Here is a 20,988-nt window from a genome sequence, read left to right on the forward strand (position 1 = left end):
TCAAGTCGTTTTAATTACGCCCTGAAAAGGGTAGGGATTAATTTGCAGCTATTCCCGGAAAGTTAACCGGGAATAATCTCAGCGTTATTTAACCCAGCCCTGGGTAAGCCTTTAAGCAGGCAGCAGCGATGCCAGTGACCGTAGGTCAAATACCGTGGTTGCCGCAATAGTCCGGCGACAGCGGCGGCTGCCAGTTTGTTAGCAGCGATGCCTCGGGCTGATAAATCTCAATGCCCAGCGGGCGGCAGACCGACAGCGTATCCTGCGCCTCATCGCCCCACATCGCCAGCGACAGGTCGCCGCCCGGGCAGGTGGAGATGGCGCAGAGCAGGTCGATCTCGGCAAAGAACTCCAGGTAGTCGCCGCGCTTTGCCGGGCAGGCCTTCATAAAGTACTTATCCTCATCATTCAGCCCGGTGCACTGGAATACATTCATCACGTCGTGGACGTCAAACTCACTTAATCCCCACGGCTGCACCGCGCGCGTCAGGTTGGAGTGGCAGTGAACATCGCAGTCCTCCCCGGTCAGCATCTTATTGACGTAGGGATCGCAGCGGGTGCCCAGCAGATCGTGTACCCGTCCACCGTGTTCATCGATGCCGTAATCCGCCAGGCTGTCTGCGGTAATCGTGGCTATCGGGCGCAGAAACGGCAGATTTGACCACAGCCGGTCGAAGGTGGAGAGGTGCGCACGCTGCAGCTGGCGCGTGCGCGCAACCCACATCCGCTCGCGGGGATTATCACGATTCCAGATGTTCAGGTCGCCAACCTGCGGGCCTTCCGGGGTGGTGATACGAAACAGGTGCCCGGCGGGAACTTCCCAGGCAAATCCGCTGCGGATCGGCACAAGCTCCTGACGGATTAACCGGCGTTTACCGTCGGCCAGCCCCTGATAAAAATCACGATCGACATCTAACGCCGAGCCGGTGGTGCTTTGATAAGCGGCGGGATAAGACGGCATAGAACACTCCTTTTACAACTGACGATGATTTTGTGGATGAATGCGGTAGCGGGTTGCAGGCGTTATCCCACCCTGCCAATAAACCGCTGTAGCCTTTCTGGCTGGCTGTCCTGCTTTAATTCCGCTGGCGTGGCGTCGTGTATGACTTCGCCCTTTTCCATATAGATAATCCGGTCCGATACGCTGAAGGCAAAGTTCATCTCATGAGTCACGATCACCATCGTCATGCCCTCTTTTGCCAGCTCCTCAATCACCTTCAGCACTTCGCCCACCAGTTCAGGATCCAGCGCGGAAGTCGGCTCATCGAACAGCATCACCGAAGGCTGCATGGCCAGCGCTCGGGCAATCGCCACCCGCTGCTGCTGGCCGCCGGAGAGCTGATGCGGATATTTATTCGCGTGCTCCGCGAGTCCCACTTTTTGCAGCATCGCCAGGCTCAGCAGGCGGATGGCGATGCGGGTGTCGTGCCGGTGATAAAGCGGTGCCAGCATGACGTTTTCCAGCACCGTCAGGTGTGAGAATAAATTGAAACCCTGGAAGACCATACCGACGTGGACGATGCGGCTGAGATGGTTCTTTTCATCATATTTTTCACCGGACCAGGAGCCGATCAGGAACGGTTTGTTTTGCAGCCACACGGCGCCGTTATTCAGCGTTTCCAGGCCGTTCAGGCAGCGGATCAGCGTGGTCTTGCCCGAACCGGAGGGGCCGATAATCGAGATCACCTCGCCCCATTTCACCTTCAGGCTGACGTTTTTGATCACCTCATTTTCGCCGTAAAACTTCTGCCCACGCTTCAGTTCCAGCGCAAACTCGCCCTCGGGCTGAATATTCAGCCTGCGGCGCGTGGCGACCTGTGCCGGGGGAACGTTAAACTCATTGGTGATACCGGGCGTTCTTCTGGCGATATCGAGGCGTTTTTCCAACTGCTGCAGCAGCAGGCCGAACACCGTCACCACCAGCACATAGTAAAATGCGACCGCCGTCAGCGTTTCCAGGATCAGGAAGTTCTGCGTGTATAGCTGCTCGCCCACCAGCAGGATCTCTGCGAGAGAGATTACCGACACCAGCGAAGTGAGCTTCACAATCGAGATGTATTCGTTAATCAGCGTGGGTAGCGCCACGCGAAAGGCCTGCGGCACCACGATTAACCGCTGCACGCCAGGATAACGGATGCCGAGCGCCTTACCGGCTTCCAGCTGACCTTTCGGGATCGACAGCAGCCCGCCGCGATGGATCTCGGCAATATACGCCGATTCACTCAGCACCAGCGCCACCAGACCGGCGATAAACGGGTTGCCCAGAAATGCACTGGTGGAGGCGAAGAACTGCGGCAGGTTGTAGACAAAAATCAGCAGGACCAGCAGCGGCAGGCTACGGAAAAACCAGATATAGCCGCGGGCAAAGTAGCTGAGGAATGGATTTTTTGACTGCTTTGCCAGCGCCAGAAAAAAGCCAAACACAATGCCAAGCACCCAGGCATAAAGGCTGAGTTCCACCACGGTTCCGGTCGCCTGCCAGAAAGATTTGTCCACGAACAGGCCCAGCAGATAGTTCCAGTCAAAGGTCATTTCCCATTCTCCGCAAGAAAATAGTTGGGAGCCATGCGCCGTGCATGGCTCCGGGCTGGGTGGGGGTTAACCTTTGTACGCGGCGGCAATCTCTTCCGCCGACGGTTCCTGGAGGTTGTATTTCTTCAGCAGCACCTGATAGTTGCCGTTCTTCTTCTGCTCTTCCAGCGCCGAGGTGAGGGCAGCCAGCAGCGAGTCGTTCCCCTTCGCCACGCCGAGGCCGATAATCACCGGCTCCAGAATCTCTTTTGAGGTGATTTGCAGACGTCCTTTGGTTTGATCGACCATCATCTGCGAGACGGCGGCATCGTCAAACTGTACGTCGGCCGCACGCGAAAGCAGTGCCTGAGCCGCCAGCGGTGAAGAGGGATATTCCTGCACGGTGATAGACCCGAGCTTATTTTCCGCGCAGTATCCGACGGAGAGCTTATGCAGCGCCGGAACCCAGGCCGCGCCTTTCAGCGAAGCGACTTTCTTACCGCACAGGTCTTTCTGCGTTTGCGGCATAAACTCGCTGCCTTTCAGCGTCATTAACGATCCCCCGGTTTTCAGGTAGGGAATGTAGTTAATCTGCTTTGCGCGCTCCGGGGTGATATACAGCGCCGAGGCAATCACGTCGTAGTGATGCCCGGTAAGGCCGAGGATCAGGCTGGCAAATCGCGTATCTTCGGTTTTGGTTTTCAGGCCGAGCGAGGCCGCCATTTCCTTCATTAAATCCGCATCAAAACCCGCGGCCTCGCCATCGACCAGGTAATCATAGGGTGCCCACGTTAAGTCGGAACCGATGCTCAGGATCCCTTCCTGTTTGGTGTTGACCGCCGCCTGCGCACTGCCTAACAGGCCGGTGAGTGTGATTGCCAGCAGCGCTTTAACGGTGGTGATTTTATATTTACAAACCATGGTGAACCCCCTGATGTGTCAGAAAAAGAATTAACGACCGATAACAATCAATTCACGCGGTGCGCGTCGGGTCAGGATCTGCGGGCCGGACGCGGTGATATGAATATTTTCTTCATGAACCAGCATTTTCCCCGGCGCATATTCCATGCCCGGCTCGATGGTAATCACCATGCCCTCTTGCAGAACGGTGTTATCACCCGGCATATGCGATGGCGGTTCGGTCAGCTGTAATCCCAGACCGTGGCCCAGTCGGCCCACGTTGTAGCCCTGCGCGCCCGCCTTCTCCAGCACGCCGCTCATGCAGCGCCAGAGATCGGTGGTGGTGGTGCCCGGCACGGCCAGCTTAATCGCCGCATCGGTGGCGTCCCACAGCGCTTCGTTCGCCCGGAGCGCCGCATCCGGCACCTGGCCAAAACCAAAGTTGCGGTCGAAGTCGCAGAAGTAGCCGTTGACCGTCGCCCCCACGTCAATAATCAGAATGTCACCGTCGTTCAGGGTGCGGCCTGACGGGCGTGAGATAATCTGTTCGTAGCCGCCCCAGCCCGATGCCGCCGCCATAAAGGGCACCGAGTGGGCACCGCCCAGAATGATATCGGCGGTCAGCCGCTGGCCGATTTCGCGCTCGCTGAGGCCGCAGCGGGCATAGCCCGGCAGCTTATCGAAGGCATCGCAAACCACGGTGCAGGACTGATGGATATACGCCACTTCCGCCGCTGACTTCACGGCGCGGATAGTCCAGATGCAGGGTGAGCCATCGACCAGTTCAAAACCGGTCAGCCGCTCTTTCAGCAGGAACAGGTCGTTCAGCGGCATGCGTACCGCAGATTCGCGGCCAAACTCCATGCCGATGCGGCCAAAACGCTTCGGCAGCCGTTCCAGCGCACCGGCCAGCAGCGTCACGCCGTCGTCCGCCGGGCACGGTGCCGGCCAGCTCAACGTGTCGCCGATCCAGCTGCCCTTCAGCAGCGGCGCACCGATTTCGGGAACAATCGCGGTACAGAGTCCCTCGGCGGGGATGAGGAAAAACCACGGCCGGGTGGGGCTTTCCCAGAACTGGCTGTCAAAACCGCTGAAGTAGCGGAAGTTAGGCGGCGAGGTGACCAGCAGGGCATCAAGCTGATGCTCACGCATTTCTGCCTGCACACGGGTCAAACGTGCTTCAAATTCCTGTGCTGGAAAGGCCAGTTCCATAGTGAACTCCTGGTAACGGTCTGAATGAAGAGTTAGTTGGCAAGCGTCCAGACAACGTCGGCAAGGATCTGCGCGCCCATTATCAGGTCGGCTACTGCGGTTGCTTCTGCCGGGTGATGACTGATGCCGCCCACGCTGGGGACAAAAATCATCGCGGTCGGGCAGATCCTCGATATCATTTGTGCGTCGTGGCTTGCGCCGGAAATCATCCGCATCGTGCGCGGCGTTCTGGCGCTCGCCGCATCGCTGATAGCCGTCACGATGTCGGCGGAGAAAAACACCGGCTCCGCGCGGGAAATACTGCGCAGATCCACGCGAAAGCCGTCGTCCTCAAGCTGGCGTGCTTCCTGGTGCAGGCGGATATCGGCCTGCCGCAGCACATCGGCGCTGGCATCGCGAAAATCGACGGTAAAACGAGCCAGTCCGGGAACCACGTTGATGGCGCCAGGCACCAGGCTCAACGTGCCGACGGTTGCCACGGCGGGCACTCCCTGCAGTGCGGCATGCTCAGACAGGCTTTGCGCCAGACGCATGGCCGCCTGTCCGGCATCCCGTCGCAAATGCATCGGCGTGGTTCCGGCGTGGTTAGCCTGCCCCTGCACCTCAACCTGCCACCAGGAATGCCCCTGCACGCCTTCGACGATGCCGATTTGGTTGTTTGTTGCCTCCAGCAGCGGCCCCTGTTCGATATGCAGCTCAACGAAGCTGCCCGGCAGATGCCGCCACGGGTCCGCATCGCCGCCGCTGCCGCTGCGCTTCAGCTCGTTGCCAAACTGCTCGCCGGTGCGGGACTCCACGGCTAACGCCTCGCTGAGGCTGACGTCTTTGACCATTACCCGCGAACCCAGCAGGTCCGGGGTAAACCTGACGCCCTCTTCATTGGTGAAGACGATGACTTCAATCGACGTGGTGGGTTTCAGCCCCTGCTCGTGAAGGGTTTGCAGCAGCTCAATACCGGCCAGCACGCCGAAGCTGCCGTCCAGCGTTCCGGCATTAATCACCGTATCGATATGCGATCCGGTACACACCGCTGGCTGCGTATTTTCACCGGAGCAGACGGCGTGAATATTGCCAATGCGATCGACCCATACCCGGGATCCTGCCTCCTCCAGCCACAGTATTACCTGTGCTCTGGCACGGGTATCTTCATCGCTCAGCGCCAGACGGGTCAGTTCACCGCTGCGGTTCCTGCCGATGGCGGCCAGCGCTTCCAGCCGCGCCAGCAGGCGATCGCCGTTGATTTCAGGCGTCATAGCAGCGCCCTTCCCTGCTTCAGCAGCGAGGCATACAGCGTTTCATCCGTCGCGCCCTCGGTATTGATCAGCAGCACCACGGAGTGCTGATCCAGGCCCAGCAGCGCGCGCGCTCGGGCGGAGTCGGCGCAGGCGTGAAGACCGGCCAGGCCGGCAGCGCCGCTTTCACCGCCCTGGATGGCCGGATCGTTGCCCAGCGGCGTGGCCAGGCGCGCCATGGCGCGCAGTCCGCAGTCGTCGGATACGGTGATAAACGCCGTGGCGGTTTTTTCGAGGATTTTCCAGGCCAGCATGGACGGCTCGTAGCATTCCAGCATGCCCATCACGGTCGATTCGCTTTCATCAACGCGGACGCTACGGTTGCTGATGCTGCTGTGAAACAGGCAGGCCGCACGTTCGGGTTCGACCACGATAAATTTCGGTGGCCGCTCGCCGGTCCGGCTGCGGATATGGGCACCGACCGCAGCGGCAAATCCGCCCACGCCCGCCTGCAGGAAAACGTGGGTCGCCGATTTTCCCGCGGCGGCAATCTGTTCCATCAGCTCATCCGCCATCGGCAAATAGCCCTGCATCACCCAGGTCGGAATGATTTCGTAACCGGGCCATGAGGTGTCAGATACCACGTGCCAGCCGTTTTCTGCAGCGGTGCGGGTGGTAAACGCCACCGAATCGTCATAGTTGCCCTTCACGCGGATCACTTCAGCGCCCTGCGCGGCTATCGCCTGCGCACGGCTTTCGCTGACGCCACTGTGGATATAAATCACCGAGCGGCAGCCGAGTCGCGTTGCCGCCGCGGCAACGGCACGACCGTGGTTGCCGTCCGTTGCACAGGTAATGGTGATCTGCCGGGCAACGTCGCGCACTTCGGGGCTATCTGCTTCAGAGGGTGCCACCGTTCGAGCCAGCGCCTTTCCCGCCACCGCCAGAACCAGCCGAATCACCGCATGCGCGCCGCCCAGCGTTTTGAAACTGCGCAGTGAGGAGCGCTGACCTTCATCTTTAATATAAAGATCCGCAACGCCTAACGATCTCGCCAGATCGGTCAATCGATACAGGGGCGTTTCCGCATAGTCGAAACAGCCCAGATGATGATTAATTTCCGCAATATGTTCAGAACGAAAAGGATCGCATTCCGGTGCATCGTGGGAACTCAGCAGTTGGTCAGAAGCATTTATATGAAGTTGCATCTCTCTATCCTTGCTGTCAAAGTGACCGAGAGAATATAAGATCCCCGATAAGATAAGTGCTGTCGTAATAATGACAAAAAAAGAGAAATTTTCTCTCCCGCCAAATTGAGGGCACGGTGATGGCTAAATCGCTAAAATCAATCGACGACTTTGACAGAAAAATACTGAATATAATTCAACACGATAACAGCACACCAGTGAGGGAAATTGCCGATAAAATTAATCTTTCATTACCGGCAGTCGCTAAACGATTACAGCGATTAAAAACCACTGGCTACGTCACCCATAACAAAAGCGTATTATCCCCTGACCTGTTAGGAATAAATAACACGATAATTGTTAATGTTTCCGTTGAGAATGAAGCGGTCAAAGAACTGGATGAAATCCGGGAACGGTTTATGAAGTGCCCGCAAATCCAGCACTGTTATTACGTTACCGGCGACATTGATTTCGTGTTAATTCTGGCGGTTAAGGATATGCAGGAATATGAGCGACTCACCCGGGAGTTATTTTTTGAGGGCGGCAACGTTCGACGTTTCAGAACCTACGTTGCGATGGAAAGGGTTAAGTCTTCTCAGGACTTATATTTAAGCGCTATATAACGGTAATAAGAATAACGTATTTTACAAATGCGATACGATTACAGAGCAAGATAAAAAGTCACTCAACATGGGTGCGCTGCTGAAATAACCCGAACTGGAGCGATCGGCAACAGATCGTGCCGATCGGAATTACGCTTCTCTGGCCCGCAGCGGCCGGAAGACATAATCGTACAGCGCGGAGAACTGGTTGAATCTTTTGACTAACGCCTCGGAAACGATGCGATGCAGATCGTCCTGCAAAAAGCCCAACGTCGTAGCGTAGTTCTTCGGATGGAAGAAGGCCTTGTCGTACACCATCACCGTGCCTTCCCAGGTCAGGGCGAACTGACCGTCCTGCTGCGGCAGGCTGAGGAAGTTGGCTTTATGGTACGCCTTACCGTGCATGCCAAGGTAGGTGGTGCGCGAGTCGTACTCTTTTTTATTCACCAGGCGGCAAAACTCATAGGGAGAATCGTACTGCGGCAACGAAAAGTCCGGCCCCAGCAGATTAACATCTCCCGACATCCCCTCGATCGACACCCGCACAGCGATCTTGTCGAACAGGAAATCGAAGTTGCTCGATTTGGCGAATTCAATGTTAATCCTGAAGGTGTCCGATCTGACGGCCCAACAGTTCAGAAAACCCACCAGCAGCACGTTAAAAACCTGCCACTCGCTCATCTTCTTTTCACCGGCCAGGCTGCGGAAGCGGCTGACGATCAGCTTTGATTTCGGGTGCATGAACAATGTGTAAAGTGGATCGCTGGAGCTTAGCACTTCCATCATTCAGCCCTTCATCTCAAAATCGCCTTAACAGCCGAGCACCTTAGCATTTACGAGGGGCGAAATCAGCCGATCCATGGCTTTTCAGACAAAGTGCCCGGCTTCTGTTTTGGACAACGCTAGGTCATGCCGTTGTTCCCGCTACCGCACAGGACGACAGCAATCTTTTCACCCGGCCGGGTGGCAAACAGCTTCCTTGTTACGGCCGCTACGGCGGTGGCTGCGCCTAATTCAATCGCCAGCCCCGTCGCGGCCCACACTTCCCGCGCGGAGTCCTCAACCTGGTCCTCGGGAACCAGAACGATTTCATCAACGTACTGTTCTGTCAGCGTAAAGTTAATTTCTTCCGTTGAACGCGCGGCCAGAATAGGAACGAGGGTTTTAACATTCTCCAGTTTGACGATTTTCTGTTGCTGACGGCTGGTCCACATCATCGGGCATCCCGCCGCTTCAACGCCCACGATCCGGATCCCAGGTTTTAGCAGTTTGGCCGCCTGCGCCACCCCGGCAATCAGCCCGCCACCGCCAATGGAAACCACCAGGGTATCCACCTCCGGCCACTGCTCAAGGATTTCCAGCGCCATGGTGCCCTGCCCCACCACCACATCCCGATCGGCATAAGGATGCAGCAGTGCCCCGCCGGTTTCCTGCACCCGCGTACCCGCCGCATCCCAGCTTTGATCCCAGAAATCGCCCTCAACGGTCAGTTTTGCGCCGTAGCTTTCAATGCGCTTTCGCGTTAGCTCGGTACTGGTATTCATCACGAAGACATCTGCCGGGATCGCCAGTTGCTGCCCGACGTAGGCGACGGCCGCACCAAAATTTCCACCTGACGCGGTGGCTAATCCCTGCTTGCGCACGGCATCCGCAAGGCTGAGAACACGGTTGAATGCGCCTCGGGCTTTAAAAGAACCGGTAACCTGACAGCACTCGGCCTTCAGCCTCAGCTCAATCTCCGGCACCGGCTGCCAGGGGGCGGTTTCAACCAGCGGAGTTTTACGCACCCACGCCCGCACGCGGTCCAGAGCCGCCTGATAGTCTGACAGTGTGATGTTCTGGCTCATGAGTTTTCCTTTTCAGACAGATTTTGTACCAGGACCGCCAGGCTGTTCCCCTGAGACGTGGCTCCAAACGTACGCTGAGAATAGACGCGCCCCTTCACCTGAAAGTGCACGGCCAGAGGTACGGCTTCCGGTTCGGAGAGGCGGTGAAGCCATCCCGCCAAATCACCCGCCTGAACCTCGTCACCGATTGCCATGACGGGCTCAAACCAGCCATCACCGGGCGAAAGAAGATTGCCCCCGGCGGGAATGAAGACCTGTAATGAGGGCTCCGCCGGTTGGGTTTCCGTCTTGATTAAACCCAGGTGATTCAATACCCGCTCCACCGCAAACCGGGTGCGCTGTACGCCGAGTGGCGAGACGCTGCCATTGCTGCCCATCTCTGCGGCAATTGCGGGTATACCCAGATTTGCCGCCGCGCCACAGCTGGTGCGCGGATCGCCCATGTTATTGGTGACCACGGTAAGTTTGGCGGCAAAGGCGCGAGCCATCGCCTCACTTTTTTCGCGGACCTCGGGGCATAAATCGTCGGTGACCACCACCTGTGCGCTCTCGTCAATAAAGAGTGAACTCCCGCCGCTGTGCAGATCGATATAGAAGTCGCACAGGGGGAAAATCGAATCATGGATCCACGCAGCAATTTGCTCTGTCGGTGTTCCCCACGGATTCCCGGGAAAAACGCGCGCCAGATTTTTGTTGTCGACGGGGCTGACGCGCATTGATGCCCGTAGAGCGGGCGTATTGGCACAGGGAAGCAGTATCAGTTTGCCCTGAACGCGTTCAGCCGTGAGATGACGGATCAGCTCGTTGATGATAATCGGGCCTTCGTACTCATCGCCATGTATAGCACCCGTAATAAGCACGGTAGGGCCCTGGCCATTGGCAATCACGGCCAGCGGCATCGCAATCGTCCCCCAGGCATCATTGTGGGCAGACAGCGGCAGGTGGGCGAAACCAACCTGCTTACCCTGCTGATTAAAATCGATATTGGTGAAAACTGTGGACATAGTGACTGCTCCGTTTACAGATCGTTTTGCGCGTCGTTAAACCATTTCTGCCGCAGCGCCGGCAGCTCTCCATCTTTGCTGCTTTTCTCAATAAACTGGTTAATCGCTGCCATCAACTCAGGCTGCCCTGGACGAATGGCAATATAGGCGGGGCTTTTACGCAGCAGGAATTTCAGCGCGATCTGTTTATCCGGGTTCTCCTGACCGACCTTTTGAGCGATCAGGTTATTTTCGGCAAATAGCGGAGCCTGACCCGACAGGAACGCGCTGATGGCGGAGGCGGTATCCTCAAGGCGCAGATAATTCCCCTGCGGATATAACTCACTGAGCGTCAAATCCGGCGTGGAACCTTTCGGTACGGCAATGGTGCGGTTGCCCAGCTCATCCAGCTTTGCAACCTTCTGCACGCTGCTGCCGCCATAGACGCCAAGGTAAACCGCGGCGTAAGGCTCGGAGAACGTCACCAGTTTTGCCCGCTCCGGGCTGGAGCCCAGCGCAGCGATAAGCACATCGACTTTGCGCGACATCAGATAAGGAATACGGTTGGCTCCGGTGACCTGCTGTAATTGCAGTTTCACGCCGAGGTTATCGGCCAGTTTCTGGGCAATATCGACATCCAGCCCGGTCGGTTTTCCGTTGCTGTCGGTGAATCCCCACGGTGCAGCATCAACCGTGGTGGCAACACGCAGTACGCCACGCGATTTAATATCGTCCAGCGAGCTGGCCTTTGCCAGGAGAGGCAATGAACAAAAAGCCAGCAGTGCCAGTGTCTTGCATAATTTTTTCATGAATTTCTCCGGTGTGATTAAGCAGGAATTTGTATGAATCGTTGTAATTCCGGTGTACGAGGTGCGCCAAAGATCTGGTCGGGAGGTCCGCTTTCCCAGACTTCACCCTGATGCATGAAAATCACCTTGCTGGAAACTTTGCGGGCAAATGCCATTTCATGCGTTACCGCGATCATCGTCATTCCCTGCTTCGCCAGGTCCTCCATGACGCGCAGCACCTCGCCAACCAACTCGGGATCCAGCGCCGATGTCGCCTCATCAAAGAGCATCACCTCCGGCGACATCGCCAGAGCACGCGCAATGGCCACGCGCTGCTGCTGCCCGCCCGATAAAGAGGAGGGGAAGGCGTCGGCTTTTTGCCCCAAACCAACCTGTTCCAGCAGGCGCTTCGCCAGAGCAGGCGCTTCGGCTTTCGTGATGCGTCGGGTCAATAAGGGGGCCAGCATGACGTTTTCCGCGGCGGTGAGATGCGGGAACAGATTGAAGCTCTGGAAAACCATGCCGACGTTCTGCCGCAGCTTTTGCAGCTCAGCAGCAGAGCCGCCGACCTCCATGCCGCCGACATTAATTGACCCACCGTCCAGCTTCTCCAGGCCGTTGATACAGCGCAGAAGCGTGCTTTTGCCGGAACCACTCTTGCCGATGATTGAAATAATGTCTCCACGCTCAATGGTGGTGCTGATGCCGCGCAGAACGTCGTTCTGCCCGAAGCTTTTCCTGACTGAATCAATGACGACCAGTGACATGAAAACGAGCCTCCAGATGAAGAGAAAGTCTTGCCAGGGGAAAACAGAGAGCAAAGTAACAAAGCGCCACGAGCAGATAGACCAGCAAGGGTTGCAGTGTTGAACCACTCACAATCTGCCCGGAACGGGTTAGCTCAACGAACCCCACCAGTGCTGCTAACGATGTGTTTTTAATTAACTGGACCGAAAAACCGATGGTCGGCGGGAGCGACAGACGAAATGCCTGCGGAAGGATGACCTTGCGCATCATCTGCAAACGGGAAATACCCAGCGACAGCGAGGCCTCCCATTGTCCTTTCGGGACTGCTGCAATGCTTCCTCGCCATATTTCACCTAAAAATGCGCCCGCAGAAAGCGAGAAGGCGATTGTTGCGGCCATAAATGAGCTCACATCAATGCCAAACAGGGTCGGCAAACCAAAGAAAAGCAGAAACAGCATCCCCAGCAGAGGGATCCCCTGAATCAGCTCCACATAGAACCAGGCGATCCCCTGAAGCCACTTTTGGTGAGAGGAACGCGCCATCGCCACCATCAGCCCAATAACCGAGCCGAGAGCAAACGTCGTTAGCGCCAGCAGCAGGGTCCAGCGAAGTGCGCCGACGATCATCCAGATGTCATTGATTGAAATACCGCGCATGGTTACCTCCTTGCCTGAAAGCGATACCAGACAATCCTGAGCAACACTTTCATCAGGCTGACGGCAAAAAAGTACAGACCGCAGATCACCATGTAGATCTCAAAGCTGCGGAAAGTGCGGGATTCAACGAAGCTGCCACTGTGGAATATCTCCTCAACGCCGATTTGCGAAATAAGGCTGGTGCCGATCAGCGTCAGCACCATCTGGCTTGCCAGGGCAGGGAAAATATTCTGCAGCGCGGGCAGTGCCAGCACATGGCTGATGATGTGTCTTCTCGGCAGGCCCAGCGCTTCTCCCGCTTCGGTCAGGCCGCGCGGGAGCGATATCAGCCCGGCGCGTAAAATTTCGGTCATGTAAGCGCCGCAATAGAGAGAAAGCGCAATGACACCGGCAACCGGGGGTGAGAGATGCAGGCCAATCACCGGAAGGCCGAAATAAATAAGAAACAGCTGCACCAGGGAAGGCGTATTGCGGAAGAACTCCACATAGCAGCGCACCAGCCGCCGCCACGCTTTGCTGGCATAGACCAGCGTCAGTGCACAGCCGGTGCCCATCATTAGGCCGAAAAGAATAGACAGCGCCGCATAAATCGCGGTTTCCATCAGTCCTTTGGCCATGATCCCGGCATAGGGCAGCAAAGAGGCAAAATCAAATGCGTAATCCATCGGCAATGACCCCCTCAATTTCCAGAATGGCTTCTATTTCCACGGTCTGGTTTTGCGGCAGTGAACCCGCCCCGATGGCAGAGCGCGCTCCCCGGCCAATCGCTTCGCCAAACACCTGCACAAACAGATCCGAACAGCCATTGATGACCTGCGGATGCTCTTTGAAACCGTCCCCGGCATTGACCCACCCCAGAAGCTTTACAACACTTTTCACGGTGCCCAGATCGCCCGTCGCCTGCCTGACGACGGCAAGCAGGTTCAGCCCGGTGAGACGCGCATGGCGATAAGCGTCTTCCACGCTCACTTCACTGCCCACTTTTCCGGTATGTAAATGGCCGTTGGCTTCCAGCGGTCCCTGCCCGGAGAGATAGAGAAAGTTGCCAAAAATCCGATAGGTCACAAAATTTGCGACGGGAGCAGGAACCGGAGGCAGTTCAATACCCAGTTCCCGTAAATGGTCATCAAGGCTGATATCAGTCTGTCGTTGAGGTTCGGAAATGGATGCGTTCATTTATTAGCCCGTATTGAATTTCAGGCATTATGAGCATCATGGTTTTTAATGGTCAACCATAATGGTTTACCAATAAGTATTTAATATGCGTGAATGCGTAGTGCCTCACATAATGAGATAAGCACCGCGATCAGAGGCCGTTGCGGAACAAGGGGCCGATAAGCAGCGGATATGATGATAAATAAACCTTTCAATTACGACCTTGTGGAAGGTTATAATGTTCAGATTACTTTCGAATTGGTCAGCCATTCATGCGCATTGATTGGAGTCACAGGATGGATAGCAACGATGACATCTCCCAGCGCATAGTGGGCCACGATAAAACGGCTGCGGTTAGCGTTTATCGTTCCATTATGCAGGCAATTAAGGATGGCGCTCTGAAAGCCGGGGATAAACTCCCCAACGAACGAGAATTGGCCCGGCGCTTTGAGACTTCCCGCAGCACGATTCGCAACGTTCTGGCGATGATGTCCACGCAGGGATTAGTGACGCGTAAGGTCGGGAGCGGCTCCTATCTGTCTGAGAATTTAGAACAGCAGCTGAACGTGACCGATCGTCCCGTTGCGGCGTGGCATCAGGAAGTCCCGACCTATACCGAGATTTTAGAAGGCCGACTGCTGTTTGAGCCGATGATGATGAATATGGTTGCGAGTCGCGCCACCGATGAAGATTTTGCCAGAATGAGGCTTCATCTGGAGGGTATCCGCGAGGCTCAGGAATGGATTATCTACAAAGAGCATATCTATGCCGTTCATCAGGCGATGTTTGCGGCAACGCGTAACCGTTTTCTGATACAGATTTTTGACAACGTCATCGCCGACCGCCGCGCCGTACAGTATGACGGTCAGCACGCTGTTCATGCCGCCGTCAGCAGCATCGTCAGAGAGCAAACGCTGAAAGAGCTAGTCCCTCTTGTCGACGCGCTGGAAGCCAGAGACGGTAAACTGGCACAAAAACGCGCGGATGATTACTTCACGCGGATCCTTGTGTCACTCAGCCTGTACGGGTGATGTAGATCGGGCTATGCCACTTTTCACTATCGTGGCATGCCGCATCATGCTGCCCGGAGCTGGCATGAAGCGATAACGTAACGCCAAAGTGCAATCACAGCGCCTGCGCGCAGGCCCAGGCCGAACTCCACGCCCACTGGAAGTTATATCCGCCCAGCCAGCCGGTCACGTCCACCACTTCCCCAATAAAGTACAGCCCCGGCACGTCGCGGGCTTCCATGGTTTTAGAAGACAGCTGCGTGGTATCCACGCCGCCCAGGGTCACTTCGGCCGTGCGGTAGCCTTCGGTACCGTTCGGCTGCACGCGCCACTGGTGCAGCGTGGTTGCCAGATCGTTCTGCTGGCGGCTGTTGAGCTGTTTCAGGGTGCATTCCGGCACATGGCCCAGCAGCTGCAGGCACTCGACCAGTCGCTTAGGCAGCAGTTTCGCCAGGGTATTTTTCAGGCTCTGGTTCGGGTGCTGATTACGCTCTTCATTAATAAATGCGTCGATGTCCTGCTGCGGTGACAGGTCGATGGTGACAAACTCGCCCGGCTGCCAGTAGCTGGAAAGCTGCAGCACCGCCGGGCCGGACAGGCCGCGATGGGTAAACAGCAGCGCTTCTTTAAACACCGTGCCGTCTTCCGCCGTCATCACCGACGGCACCGACACGCCGGAGAGCGTCTGCAGCTGTTCCAGCAGCGGCTTGTGCAGGGTGAACGGCACCAGTCCGGCGCGGGTCGGGAATACCTTCAGGCCGAACTGTTCGGCAATTTTGTAGCCAAACGGCGATGCGCCCAACCCCGGCATCGACAGGCCGCCGCTGGCGATCACCAGTTTTGCCGCCTGTACCTCTTCGCCGTTGAGCTGCAGCGTATAGCCCGCATCGTCACGCACCACCGACATCACTTCGCTACGCAGCCGCAGTGCGACGTTACCCGCCTCGCACTCTTTCAGCAGTAGATCGACGATCTGCTGGGCAGAATCATCACAGAACAGCTGGCCGAGGGTTTTCTCATGCCAGGCGATGCCGTGGCGATTGACCATATCGATAAAATCCCACTGGGTATAACGCGCCAGGGCGGATTTACTAAAGTGAGGGTTGTGCGAGAGATACGCCGCCGGTTCAGTATACAGGTTGGTGAAGTTGCAGCGGCCACCGCCGGACATCAGGATCTTGCGACCGGCCTTTTTGCCATTATCAATCAGCAGTACGCGGAGCCCTTTCTGGCCCGCCTGCGCCGCGCAAAACAGGCCCGCAGCCCCCGCGCCAATTACGATAACGTCATATTTTTCCACTGCTCACCCCGGCACTGCCCGACAAAAACGCTGATTGTAGAGAGTTGGCGGGAGGGATACCAGCATCAGGCGAAACCTGAGCGGAAACAATTTGTAACTTAATGATTTACCATAGTTTTCTTGGGGTATTGTCACTGTACTGACACATTAATGTCAAAAAAAGTCTATATTTCACTTTCCCCCGGTGCGGTTTGTCGCTGATAATGCGCCGCGTTCATGTCCTCCTAAATGGCGTAACGCTTATGCTACATCTATTTGCTGGTCTTGATTTTCACACCGGCCTGTTACTGGTTCTGGCTTTGTTGTTTGTATTGATTTATGAAGCAATTAACGGCTTCCACGATACAGCCAACGCGGTCGCAACCGTGATCTACACCCGTGCAATGCGCTCGCAGTTAGCGGTCGTCATGGCGGGGGTGTTCAACTTCTTTGGTGTACTGTTGGGCGGCCTGAGCGTAGCTTATGCCATTGTCCATCTGTTACCCACCGATCTGTTATTGAACGTTGGATCGGCTCACGGGCTGGCAATGGTCTTTTCCATGCTGCTTGCCGCCATTATATGGAATCTCGGAACCTGGTATTTTGGGTTACCGGCTTCCAGCTCCCACACCCTGATTGGTGCCATTATCGGTATCGGCCTGACTAACGCGTTGCTGACCGGAACCTCGGTTGTGGATGCGCTGAACGTGCCGAAAATGATTGGCATCTTTATGTCATTGATTATCTCGCCGATTGTTGGCCTGGTTGTTGCTGGCGGACTGGTGTTCCTGCTGCGTCGTTACTGGAGTGGTAACAAAAAGCGCATGCGTGTCCACATGACTCCAGCGGAACGTGAAAAGATCGATGGCAAGAAAAAGCCCCCGTTCTGGACCCGTATCGCCCTGATCGTTTCCGCGATTGGCGTCAGCTATTCACACGGTGCAAATGACGGCCAGAAAGGCATTGGTCTGATTATGCTGGTGCTGATTGGCGTGGCTCCGGCAGGCTTTGTGGTCAATATGAATTCCACCGGTTATGACATCACCCGTACGCGTGATGCCGTTAACCATCTGGAGCAGTATTACCAGCAGCACGCCGCTTCGCTGACGCACATCATTGAGATGTCGCCACCGGCGATCCCGTCGCCGGAAGAAATTCCGTCCGGTCCTCAGGAGTTCCACTGTGATGCCGCGCGCGCGCTGCCGGTTATCCAGCGTGCTCAGGGACTGCTGAACGACCTGTCCAGCTACGATTCACTGACCGTTGAGCAGCGCAGCCACCTGCGCCGCATGCTGATGTGTATCTCGGATACGGCGGAAAAGGCGGCGAAACTGCCGGAAACCAGCGCGGACGATAAACGCTTCCTGACCAAGCTGAAAGGCGATTTGCTGAACACCATCGAGTATGCTCCGGTATGGATTATCGTAGCGGTGGCTCTGGCTCTGTCGTTAGGCACTATGGTTGGCTGGCGTCGTGTTGCCACCACTATCGGTGAAAAAATCGGTAAGAAAGGCATGACTTACGCTCAGGGGATGTCGGCGCAGATGACGGCGGCGGTATCGATTGGCGTAGCAAGTTATACCGGTATGCCGGTTTCAACCACTCACGTTCTCTCCTCTTCGGTGGCGGGTACGATGCTGGTTGACGGCGGCGGCGTGCAGGGGCGCACTATCAAGAACATCCTGCTGGCGTGGGTGTTTACCCTGCCGGTGTCGATTGTTCTTTCCGGTGTGCTGTACTGGATTGCGCTGAAGCTAATTTAAGGCAGCGTGGCGGCGTTGCCCGCCACGCAAGAATAGTTGAAAGCGGACTTCGGTCCGCTTTTTTTATGCCAGCGCGCCGCGCTTAATGCCAGATAGCCAGGCCAATCAGGCTGATCACCACCAGCCCGCAGAGGGAACTGGTCAGAATAAACTGGCCGCGCACGCGCTGACAGCGGCGGATAAATTCATCGTCATGATGATCGAGATAGCGCTGGGCCCAGATGTAGTACACCAGCCGAACCTGCTTGCCCGGCTGCCCGTGCGAGGTAAAGAACCCCGCCCCATCGACGTACTGATACAGCAAAGGATCGCAACCGCGTAACACCACAAGCAAGGCGCGCAGCGAAGAGAAATAGCGCACCATATTCACCACACAAACAACACAAAGAGCCCAGAAAAGCGCGATGGTGCTGATCATGATCCCCTCCCGGCCATTCATCACAGAAAACGAAAAGCGGGCAAGCCGCTGCGCCCTGCGATGGTTGAACTGCCCCTGTTATCGATATCGGCCAGATTCGGCGGTCCGCCGGACGAGGCGATAAGAAAGCGCTCACTGGCGCCTCTTATCAGTGTAGGAGATCTGCACAAAATTTTTCCAGCACTCTGTACCGCATCCGCGATAAACGGAGGAAATTTCATGTTGATCCTGTTCGCAAAGCCCGCAGGCTGCCACAACATCCTTTAACAATTTTCGCTATACTGAATCGTATCCCGCATGTATCAGAACTTACGCGAAAAGGAGTATTCATCATGGCTTACAAACACATTCTGATTGCTGTTGACCTGTCGCCTGAAAGTAAACTGCTGGTTGATAAAGCAGTATCGATGGCTCGCCCTTACGATGCAAAAGTCTCATTGATCCACGTTGATGTGAATTATTCAGATCTTTATACCGGTCTGATCGACGTTAACCTGGGTGATATGCAGAAACGGATTTCGGAAGAAACCCACACCGCGCTGACCGAGCTGTCGAACAGCGCCGGTTATCCGATTACTGAAACCCTCAGCGGCAGCGGCGATCTCGGCCAGGTGCTGGTTGATGCCATTAAGCAGTATCAGGTGGATTTAGTGGTCTGCGGCCACCACCAGGATTTCTGGAGCAAGCTGATGTCTTCTGCCCGCCAGCTGATCAATACCGTGCACATTGATATGCTGATTGTGCCGCTGAACGACGAAGACGAAGATTAATTTCGTTTTGTTGCACAGGCCGGGTTCGCCCGGCCTTTCTTATTCCCGCCGAGCTTCAATCCACTCCTGAACGTCCACCACAAACGTCGGTGGGGCCTTACGGTACATCTTCAGCGCCAGATCCCGTATAGAGTGCTGCGCCAGCGATTCTTCCATGCGCTGCTGCGCCATCTCCATCACCGAACGCACCCCGCAAATTCCCGAACAGGCCCACTCCGGCGGTGTTTCATCAAAAACGGCGGTGCGCTGGCGGATCTCACGGCAGGCAAAAACCTGTTTATCGCCATCAATGGCATTCACCACGTCGAGCAGCGTGATATTTGCGGCAGGATGCGCCAGCTGAAAGCCGCCGCCCTTGCCTTCGCTGCTGCGCACCAGCCCCGCTTTTGACAGGCGGGTAAAGATTTTAGCCAGATAGTCGTAAGGCACATTTTGCAGATCGGCAATCTCCCGCACGCTCATCTCACGCGCGTCCCCGCTGTTATCAACCATAAACATCAGGCTGTGAATGCCGTACTCAACGCCAGAACTATAGAATGCCATGCACTTATCTCAACCCTTTCAACTCGCGCTAGTGTAGCGTTTTCAGCACCACCGTGCGCACAAATCACCTTTGTCTTTTTAAACTACGACCAATATAATCCGAGTTAATAACCGTAACAAGAGTGACAGTAAAATGCGTAAACAGATTCTGATAGTCGGTGCAGGTTTCTCGGGGATGTGGTCAGCGCTGAGCGCCGCACGGCTGGCGGAGGGCAATACCGATATCGACATCACCGTTATCGCCCCACAGCCCGAACTGCGCGTGCGCCCGCGTTTTTATGAAAGCGCCGTGCGTTCGCTGGTCGCCCCTTTGCAGCCGCTGTTCGACGTCACCGGAGTCACGTTCCTGCGCGGCAAGGTCAGCCAGATCGATGCGACGGCTCGCCGGGTTAACTGGCGTGACGAATCCGGCATGACGCAGCAGCAGCGCTATGACCGCCTGATTCTGGCCAGCGGCAGCCACGTTAATCGTTCGCAGGTGGCGGGCGTGGCAGAGCACGCGTTCGACCTTGACCAGCTGGAGAGCGCCGAGGTACTGGAGCAGCACCTTAACAGTCTGGCGCAGCGCCCGGACAGCGAGACGCGCAACACCGTGGTAGTCTGCGGCGGCGGTTTTACCGGGATTGAGATGGCGACCGAACTGCCGGCACGCCTGCGCGAGATCCTCGGCGCACAGGCAAAAACCCGCGTAGTGGTCATTGAGCGTGGCCCTCAGCCTGCGGCGCGATTCAGCGAGGAGCTACGCAATGTGATTATCGACGCTTCCGCCGAGCTGGGCGTGGAGTGGCGGGTCAATGCGGAAGTGGAACAGGTGACAACGGAGGGGGTGACGCTGAAGGACGGGCAGACTATTGCCGCGCAGACCGTTATCTGGACCGTTGGTGTACAGGCCAACGATCTGACGGCGCAGATTGACGCGCCGCGTGACCGCCAGGGCCGACTGCACGTTAACGCCCAGCTGCAGGTCATCGGCCATGAAGAGATTTATGCCACCGGTGACGTGGCCTATGCCGCCACCGACGACAGCGGCAACCACGCGCTGATGACCTGCCAGCACGCCATTCAGCTCGGTAAATTTGCCGGTAATAACGCGGCGGCGAGCCTGCTGGATATCACCCCGCTGCCCTATCGTCAGGAAAATTACGTTACCTGCCTCGATCTTGGCGCGTGGGGCGCGGTCTACAGCGAAGGCTGGGATCAGCAGGTCAAGCTGACGCGTGCGGAAGCGAAAAAGCTTAAGGTGTCGATCGTCAGTGAACTGATCTACCCACCGGCCGCCGATAAAGCCACCGCGTTCCGCATCGCCGACCCGCTCGCGCCGTTTGTGTGATCGCTGGTTAGCACTGGGCCGATAGCAAAAAAAAGGGCACGGCCTGGGATGTTA

22 protein-coding genes are annotated in these 20,988 nt (G+C 56.4%); 5 read left to right on the forward strand and 17 right to left on the reverse strand.

From position 1 onward, the window contains the following. Positions 1–145: 145 nt before the first annotated feature. The 6 genes from EC836_RS14305 to EC836_RS14330 all read right to left on the reverse strand — a co-directional run bounded on the left by EC836_RS14305 (position 146) and on the right by EC836_RS14330 (position 7,063). Positions 146–961, reverse strand: a complete 816-nt coding sequence (locus EC836_RS14305; protein WP_123334227.1) for an urea carboxylase-associated family protein — start codon at positions 959–961, stop codon at positions 146–148. 62 nt (positions 962–1,023) lie between these two features. Further along, positions 1,024–2,532 carry an amino acid ABC transporter permease/ATP-binding protein gene (locus EC836_RS14310; RefSeq protein WP_123334229.1) on the reverse strand — a complete coding sequence of 503 codons (1,509 nt, stop codon included), beginning with the start codon at positions 2,530–2,532 and terminating at the stop codon, positions 1,024–1,026. 66 nt (positions 2,533–2,598) lie between these two features. Beyond that, entirely contained in the window at positions 2,599–3,432 is an 834-nt protein-coding gene (locus EC836_RS14315; RefSeq protein WP_123334231.1) for a transporter substrate-binding domain-containing protein, read from the reverse strand. 30 nt (positions 3,433–3,462) lie between these two features. Next, positions 3,463–4,623 carry a Xaa-Pro peptidase family protein gene (locus EC836_RS14320; protein ID WP_123334233.1) on the reverse strand — a complete coding sequence of 387 codons (1,161 nt, stop codon included), beginning with the start codon at positions 4,621–4,623 and terminating at the stop codon, positions 3,463–3,465. Positions 4,624–4,655: 32 nt separating this feature from the next. Beyond that, on the reverse strand, positions 4,656–5,876 hold the full coding sequence (locus tag EC836_RS14325; RefSeq protein WP_123334236.1) for a M20 family metallo-hydrolase: 1,221 nt from the start codon (positions 5,874–5,876) through the stop codon (positions 4,656–4,658). Then, entirely contained in the window at positions 5,873–7,063 is a 1,191-nt protein-coding gene (locus EC836_RS14330) for a diaminopropionate ammonia-lyase (protein WP_123334238.1), read from the reverse strand. The genes EC836_RS14325 and EC836_RS14330 overlap by 4 nt, the downstream gene beginning before the upstream one ends. 119 nt (positions 7,064–7,182) lie before the next feature. Between EC836_RS14330 and EC836_RS14335 the strand changes: the two genes are divergently transcribed. Next, complete coding sequence (locus tag EC836_RS14335) at positions 7,183–7,665, forward strand: Lrp/AsnC family transcriptional regulator (protein WP_123334240.1); 483 nt, start codon at positions 7,183–7,185, stop codon at positions 7,663–7,665. A 129-nt stretch (positions 7,666–7,794) separates the two neighbouring features. Here EC836_RS14335 and EC836_RS14340 read toward each other — a convergent pair whose 3' ends face one another. The 8 genes from EC836_RS14340 to EC836_RS14375 form a co-directional block, all read right to left on the reverse strand. Continuing rightward, complete coding sequence (locus EC836_RS14340) at positions 7,795–8,430, reverse strand: hypothetical protein (RefSeq protein ID WP_123334242.1); 636 nt, start codon at positions 8,428–8,430, stop codon at positions 7,795–7,797. Positions 8,431–8,546: 116 nt separating this feature from the next. After that, the gene (locus tag EC836_RS14345) at positions 8,547–9,491 is read right to left on the reverse strand and encodes a threonine/serine dehydratase (protein WP_123334244.1); all 945 of its coding nucleotides are present in this window, start codon (positions 9,489–9,491) and stop codon (positions 8,547–8,549) included. Further along, complete coding sequence (locus EC836_RS14350) at positions 9,488–10,495, reverse strand: succinylglutamate desuccinylase/aspartoacylase family protein (RefSeq protein ID WP_123334246.1); 1,008 nt, start codon at positions 10,493–10,495, stop codon at positions 9,488–9,490. The genes EC836_RS14345 and EC836_RS14350 overlap by 4 nt, the downstream gene beginning before the upstream one ends. A gap of 14 nt (positions 10,496–10,509) precedes the next feature. Then, on the reverse strand, positions 10,510–11,283 hold the full coding sequence (locus EC836_RS14355; RefSeq protein WP_123334248.1) for a transporter substrate-binding domain-containing protein: 774 nt from the start codon (positions 11,281–11,283) through the stop codon (positions 10,510–10,512). A 17-nt stretch (positions 11,284–11,300) separates the two neighbouring features. Then, the gene (locus EC836_RS14360) at positions 11,301–12,029 is read right to left on the reverse strand and encodes an amino acid ABC transporter ATP-binding protein (protein ID WP_123334250.1); all 729 of its coding nucleotides are present in this window, start codon (positions 12,027–12,029) and stop codon (positions 11,301–11,303) included. After that, complete coding sequence (locus EC836_RS14365) at positions 12,010–12,666, reverse strand: amino acid ABC transporter permease (protein ID WP_123334252.1); 657 nt, start codon at positions 12,664–12,666, stop codon at positions 12,010–12,012. Before EC836_RS14365 ends, EC836_RS14360 begins: the two co-directional genes overlap by 20 nt. A gap of 2 nt (positions 12,667–12,668) precedes the next feature. Continuing rightward, a complete protein-coding gene (locus EC836_RS14370; RefSeq protein ID WP_123334254.1) occupies positions 12,669–13,331 on the reverse strand; it encodes an amino acid ABC transporter permease in 663 nt (220 codons plus the stop codon). Beyond that, entirely contained in the window at positions 13,315–13,842 is a 528-nt protein-coding gene (locus EC836_RS14375; RefSeq protein ID WP_123334256.1) for a RidA family protein, read from the reverse strand. The genes EC836_RS14370 and EC836_RS14375 overlap by 17 nt, the downstream gene beginning before the upstream one ends. 275 nt (positions 13,843–14,117) lie before the next feature. Between EC836_RS14375 and EC836_RS14380 the strand changes: the two genes are divergently transcribed. Beyond that, complete coding sequence (locus EC836_RS14380) at positions 14,118–14,852, forward strand: FadR/GntR family transcriptional regulator (protein ID WP_123334258.1); 735 nt, start codon at positions 14,118–14,120, stop codon at positions 14,850–14,852. Between the two features lie 94 nt (positions 14,853–14,946). Here the strand turns inward: EC836_RS14380 and EC836_RS14385 are convergent, their stop codons facing one another. Then, positions 14,947–16,131: an NAD(P)/FAD-dependent oxidoreductase gene (locus EC836_RS14385; RefSeq protein WP_123334260.1), complete on the reverse strand. Its 1,185-nt coding sequence runs from the start codon at positions 16,129–16,131 to the stop codon at positions 14,947–14,949. A 242-nt stretch (positions 16,132–16,373) separates the two neighbouring features. Between EC836_RS14385 and pitA the strand changes: the two genes are divergently transcribed. Then, positions 16,374–17,873 carry an inorganic phosphate transporter PitA gene (gene pitA, locus EC836_RS14390; protein ID WP_148050379.1) on the forward strand — a complete coding sequence of 500 codons (1,500 nt, stop codon included), beginning with the start codon at positions 16,374–16,376 and terminating at the stop codon, positions 17,871–17,873. Positions 17,874–17,955: 82 nt separating this feature from the next. Here pitA and uspB read toward each other — a convergent pair whose 3' ends face one another. Continuing rightward, the gene (gene uspB / locus EC836_RS14395; protein WP_123334264.1) at positions 17,956–18,291 is read right to left on the reverse strand and encodes a universal stress protein UspB; all 336 of its coding nucleotides are present in this window, start codon (positions 18,289–18,291) and stop codon (positions 17,956–17,958) included. Between the two features lie 332 nt (positions 18,292–18,623). Here uspB and uspA point away from each other — a divergent pair, with 332 nt between their 5' ends. After that, on the forward strand, positions 18,624–19,061 hold the full coding sequence (gene uspA, locus EC836_RS14405) for a universal stress protein UspA (protein WP_123334267.1): 438 nt from the start codon (positions 18,624–18,626) through the stop codon (positions 19,059–19,061). 39 nt (positions 19,062–19,100) lie between these two features. Here uspA and EC836_RS14410 read toward each other — a convergent pair whose 3' ends face one another. After that, on the reverse strand, positions 19,101–19,604 hold the full coding sequence (locus tag EC836_RS14410; RefSeq protein WP_123334269.1) for an Rrf2 family transcriptional regulator: 504 nt from the start codon (positions 19,602–19,604) through the stop codon (positions 19,101–19,103). A gap of 133 nt (positions 19,605–19,737) precedes the next feature. Here EC836_RS14410 and EC836_RS14415 point away from each other — a divergent pair, with 133 nt between their 5' ends. Then, positions 19,738–20,934, forward strand: coding sequence for an NAD(P)/FAD-dependent oxidoreductase (locus EC836_RS14415; RefSeq protein ID WP_123334271.1), 1,197 nt, complete (start codon positions 19,738–19,740; stop codon positions 20,932–20,934). The last annotated feature ends 54 nt before the right edge of the window (positions 20,935–20,988 follow it).

Source organism: Erwinia sp. JUb26, assembly GCF_003751505.1.
Lineage (GTDB): Bacteria > Pseudomonadota > Gammaproteobacteria > Enterobacterales > Enterobacteriaceae > Erwinia.

What these genes read in the sequence shown, in the direction of transcription:
- EC836_RS14310 (WP_123334229.1), bottom strand. Translation starts at nt 2,532, where the DNA reads ATGACCTTTGACTGGAACTATCTGCTGGGCCTGTTCGTGGACAAATCT.
- EC836_RS14335 (WP_123334240.1), top strand. Translation starts at nt 7,183, where the DNA reads ATGGCTAAATCGCTAAAATCAATCGACGACTTTGACAGAAAAATACTG.
- EC836_RS14410 (WP_123334269.1), bottom strand. Translation starts at nt 19,604, where the DNA reads ATGGCATTCTATAGTTCTGGCGTTGAGTACGGCATTCACAGCCTGATG.
- EC836_RS14365 (WP_123334252.1), bottom strand. Translation starts at nt 12,666, where the DNA reads ATGCGCGGTATTTCAATCAATGACATCTGGATGATCGTCGGCGCACTT.
- EC836_RS14350 (WP_123334246.1), bottom strand. Translation starts at nt 10,495, where the DNA reads ATGTCCACAGTTTTCACCAATATCGATTTTAATCAGCAGGGTAAGCAG.
- uspA (WP_123334267.1), top strand. Translation starts at nt 18,624, where the DNA reads ATGGCTTACAAACACATTCTGATTGCTGTTGACCTGTCGCCTGAAAGT.
- EC836_RS14330 (WP_123334238.1), bottom strand. Translation starts at nt 7,063, where the DNA reads ATGCAACTTCATATAAATGCTTCTGACCAACTGCTGAGTTCCCACGAT.
- EC836_RS14355 (WP_123334248.1), bottom strand. Translation starts at nt 11,283, where the DNA reads ATGAAAAAATTATGCAAGACACTGGCACTGCTGGCTTTTTGTTCATTG.
- pitA (WP_148050379.1), top strand. Translation starts at nt 16,374, where the DNA reads ATGCTACATCTATTTGCTGGTCTTGATTTTCACACCGGCCTGTTACTG.
- EC836_RS14320 (WP_123334233.1), bottom strand. Translation starts at nt 4,623, where the DNA reads ATGGAACTGGCCTTTCCAGCACAGGAATTTGAAGCACGTTTGACCCGT.
- EC836_RS14345 (WP_123334244.1), bottom strand. Translation starts at nt 9,491, where the DNA reads ATGAGCCAGAACATCACACTGTCAGACTATCAGGCGGCTCTGGACCGC.
- EC836_RS14325 (WP_123334236.1), bottom strand. Translation starts at nt 5,876, where the DNA reads ATGACGCCTGAAATCAACGGCGATCGCCTGCTGGCGCGGCTGGAAGCG.
- EC836_RS14315 (WP_123334231.1), bottom strand. Translation starts at nt 3,432, where the DNA reads ATGGTTTGTAAATATAAAATCACCACCGTTAAAGCGCTGCTGGCAATC.
- EC836_RS14380 (WP_123334258.1), top strand. Translation starts at nt 14,118, where the DNA reads ATGGATAGCAACGATGACATCTCCCAGCGCATAGTGGGCCACGATAAA.
- EC836_RS14370 (WP_123334254.1), bottom strand. Translation starts at nt 13,331, where the DNA reads ATGGATTACGCATTTGATTTTGCCTCTTTGCTGCCCTATGCCGGGATC.
- EC836_RS14360 (WP_123334250.1), bottom strand. Translation starts at nt 12,029, where the DNA reads ATGTCACTGGTCGTCATTGATTCAGTCAGGAAAAGCTTCGGGCAGAAC.
- uspB (WP_123334264.1), bottom strand. Translation starts at nt 18,291, where the DNA reads ATGATCAGCACCATCGCGCTTTTCTGGGCTCTTTGTGTTGTTTGTGTG.
- EC836_RS14415 (WP_123334271.1), top strand. Translation starts at nt 19,738, where the DNA reads ATGCGTAAACAGATTCTGATAGTCGGTGCAGGTTTCTCGGGGATGTGG.
- EC836_RS14375 (WP_123334256.1), bottom strand. Translation starts at nt 13,842, where the DNA reads ATGAACGCATCCATTTCCGAACCTCAACGACAGACTGATATCAGCCTT.
- EC836_RS14305 (WP_123334227.1), bottom strand. Translation starts at nt 961, where the DNA reads ATGCCGTCTTATCCCGCCGCTTATCAAAGCACCACCGGCTCGGCGTTA.
- EC836_RS14340 (WP_123334242.1), bottom strand. Translation starts at nt 8,430, where the DNA reads ATGATGGAAGTGCTAAGCTCCAGCGATCCACTTTACACATTGTTCATG.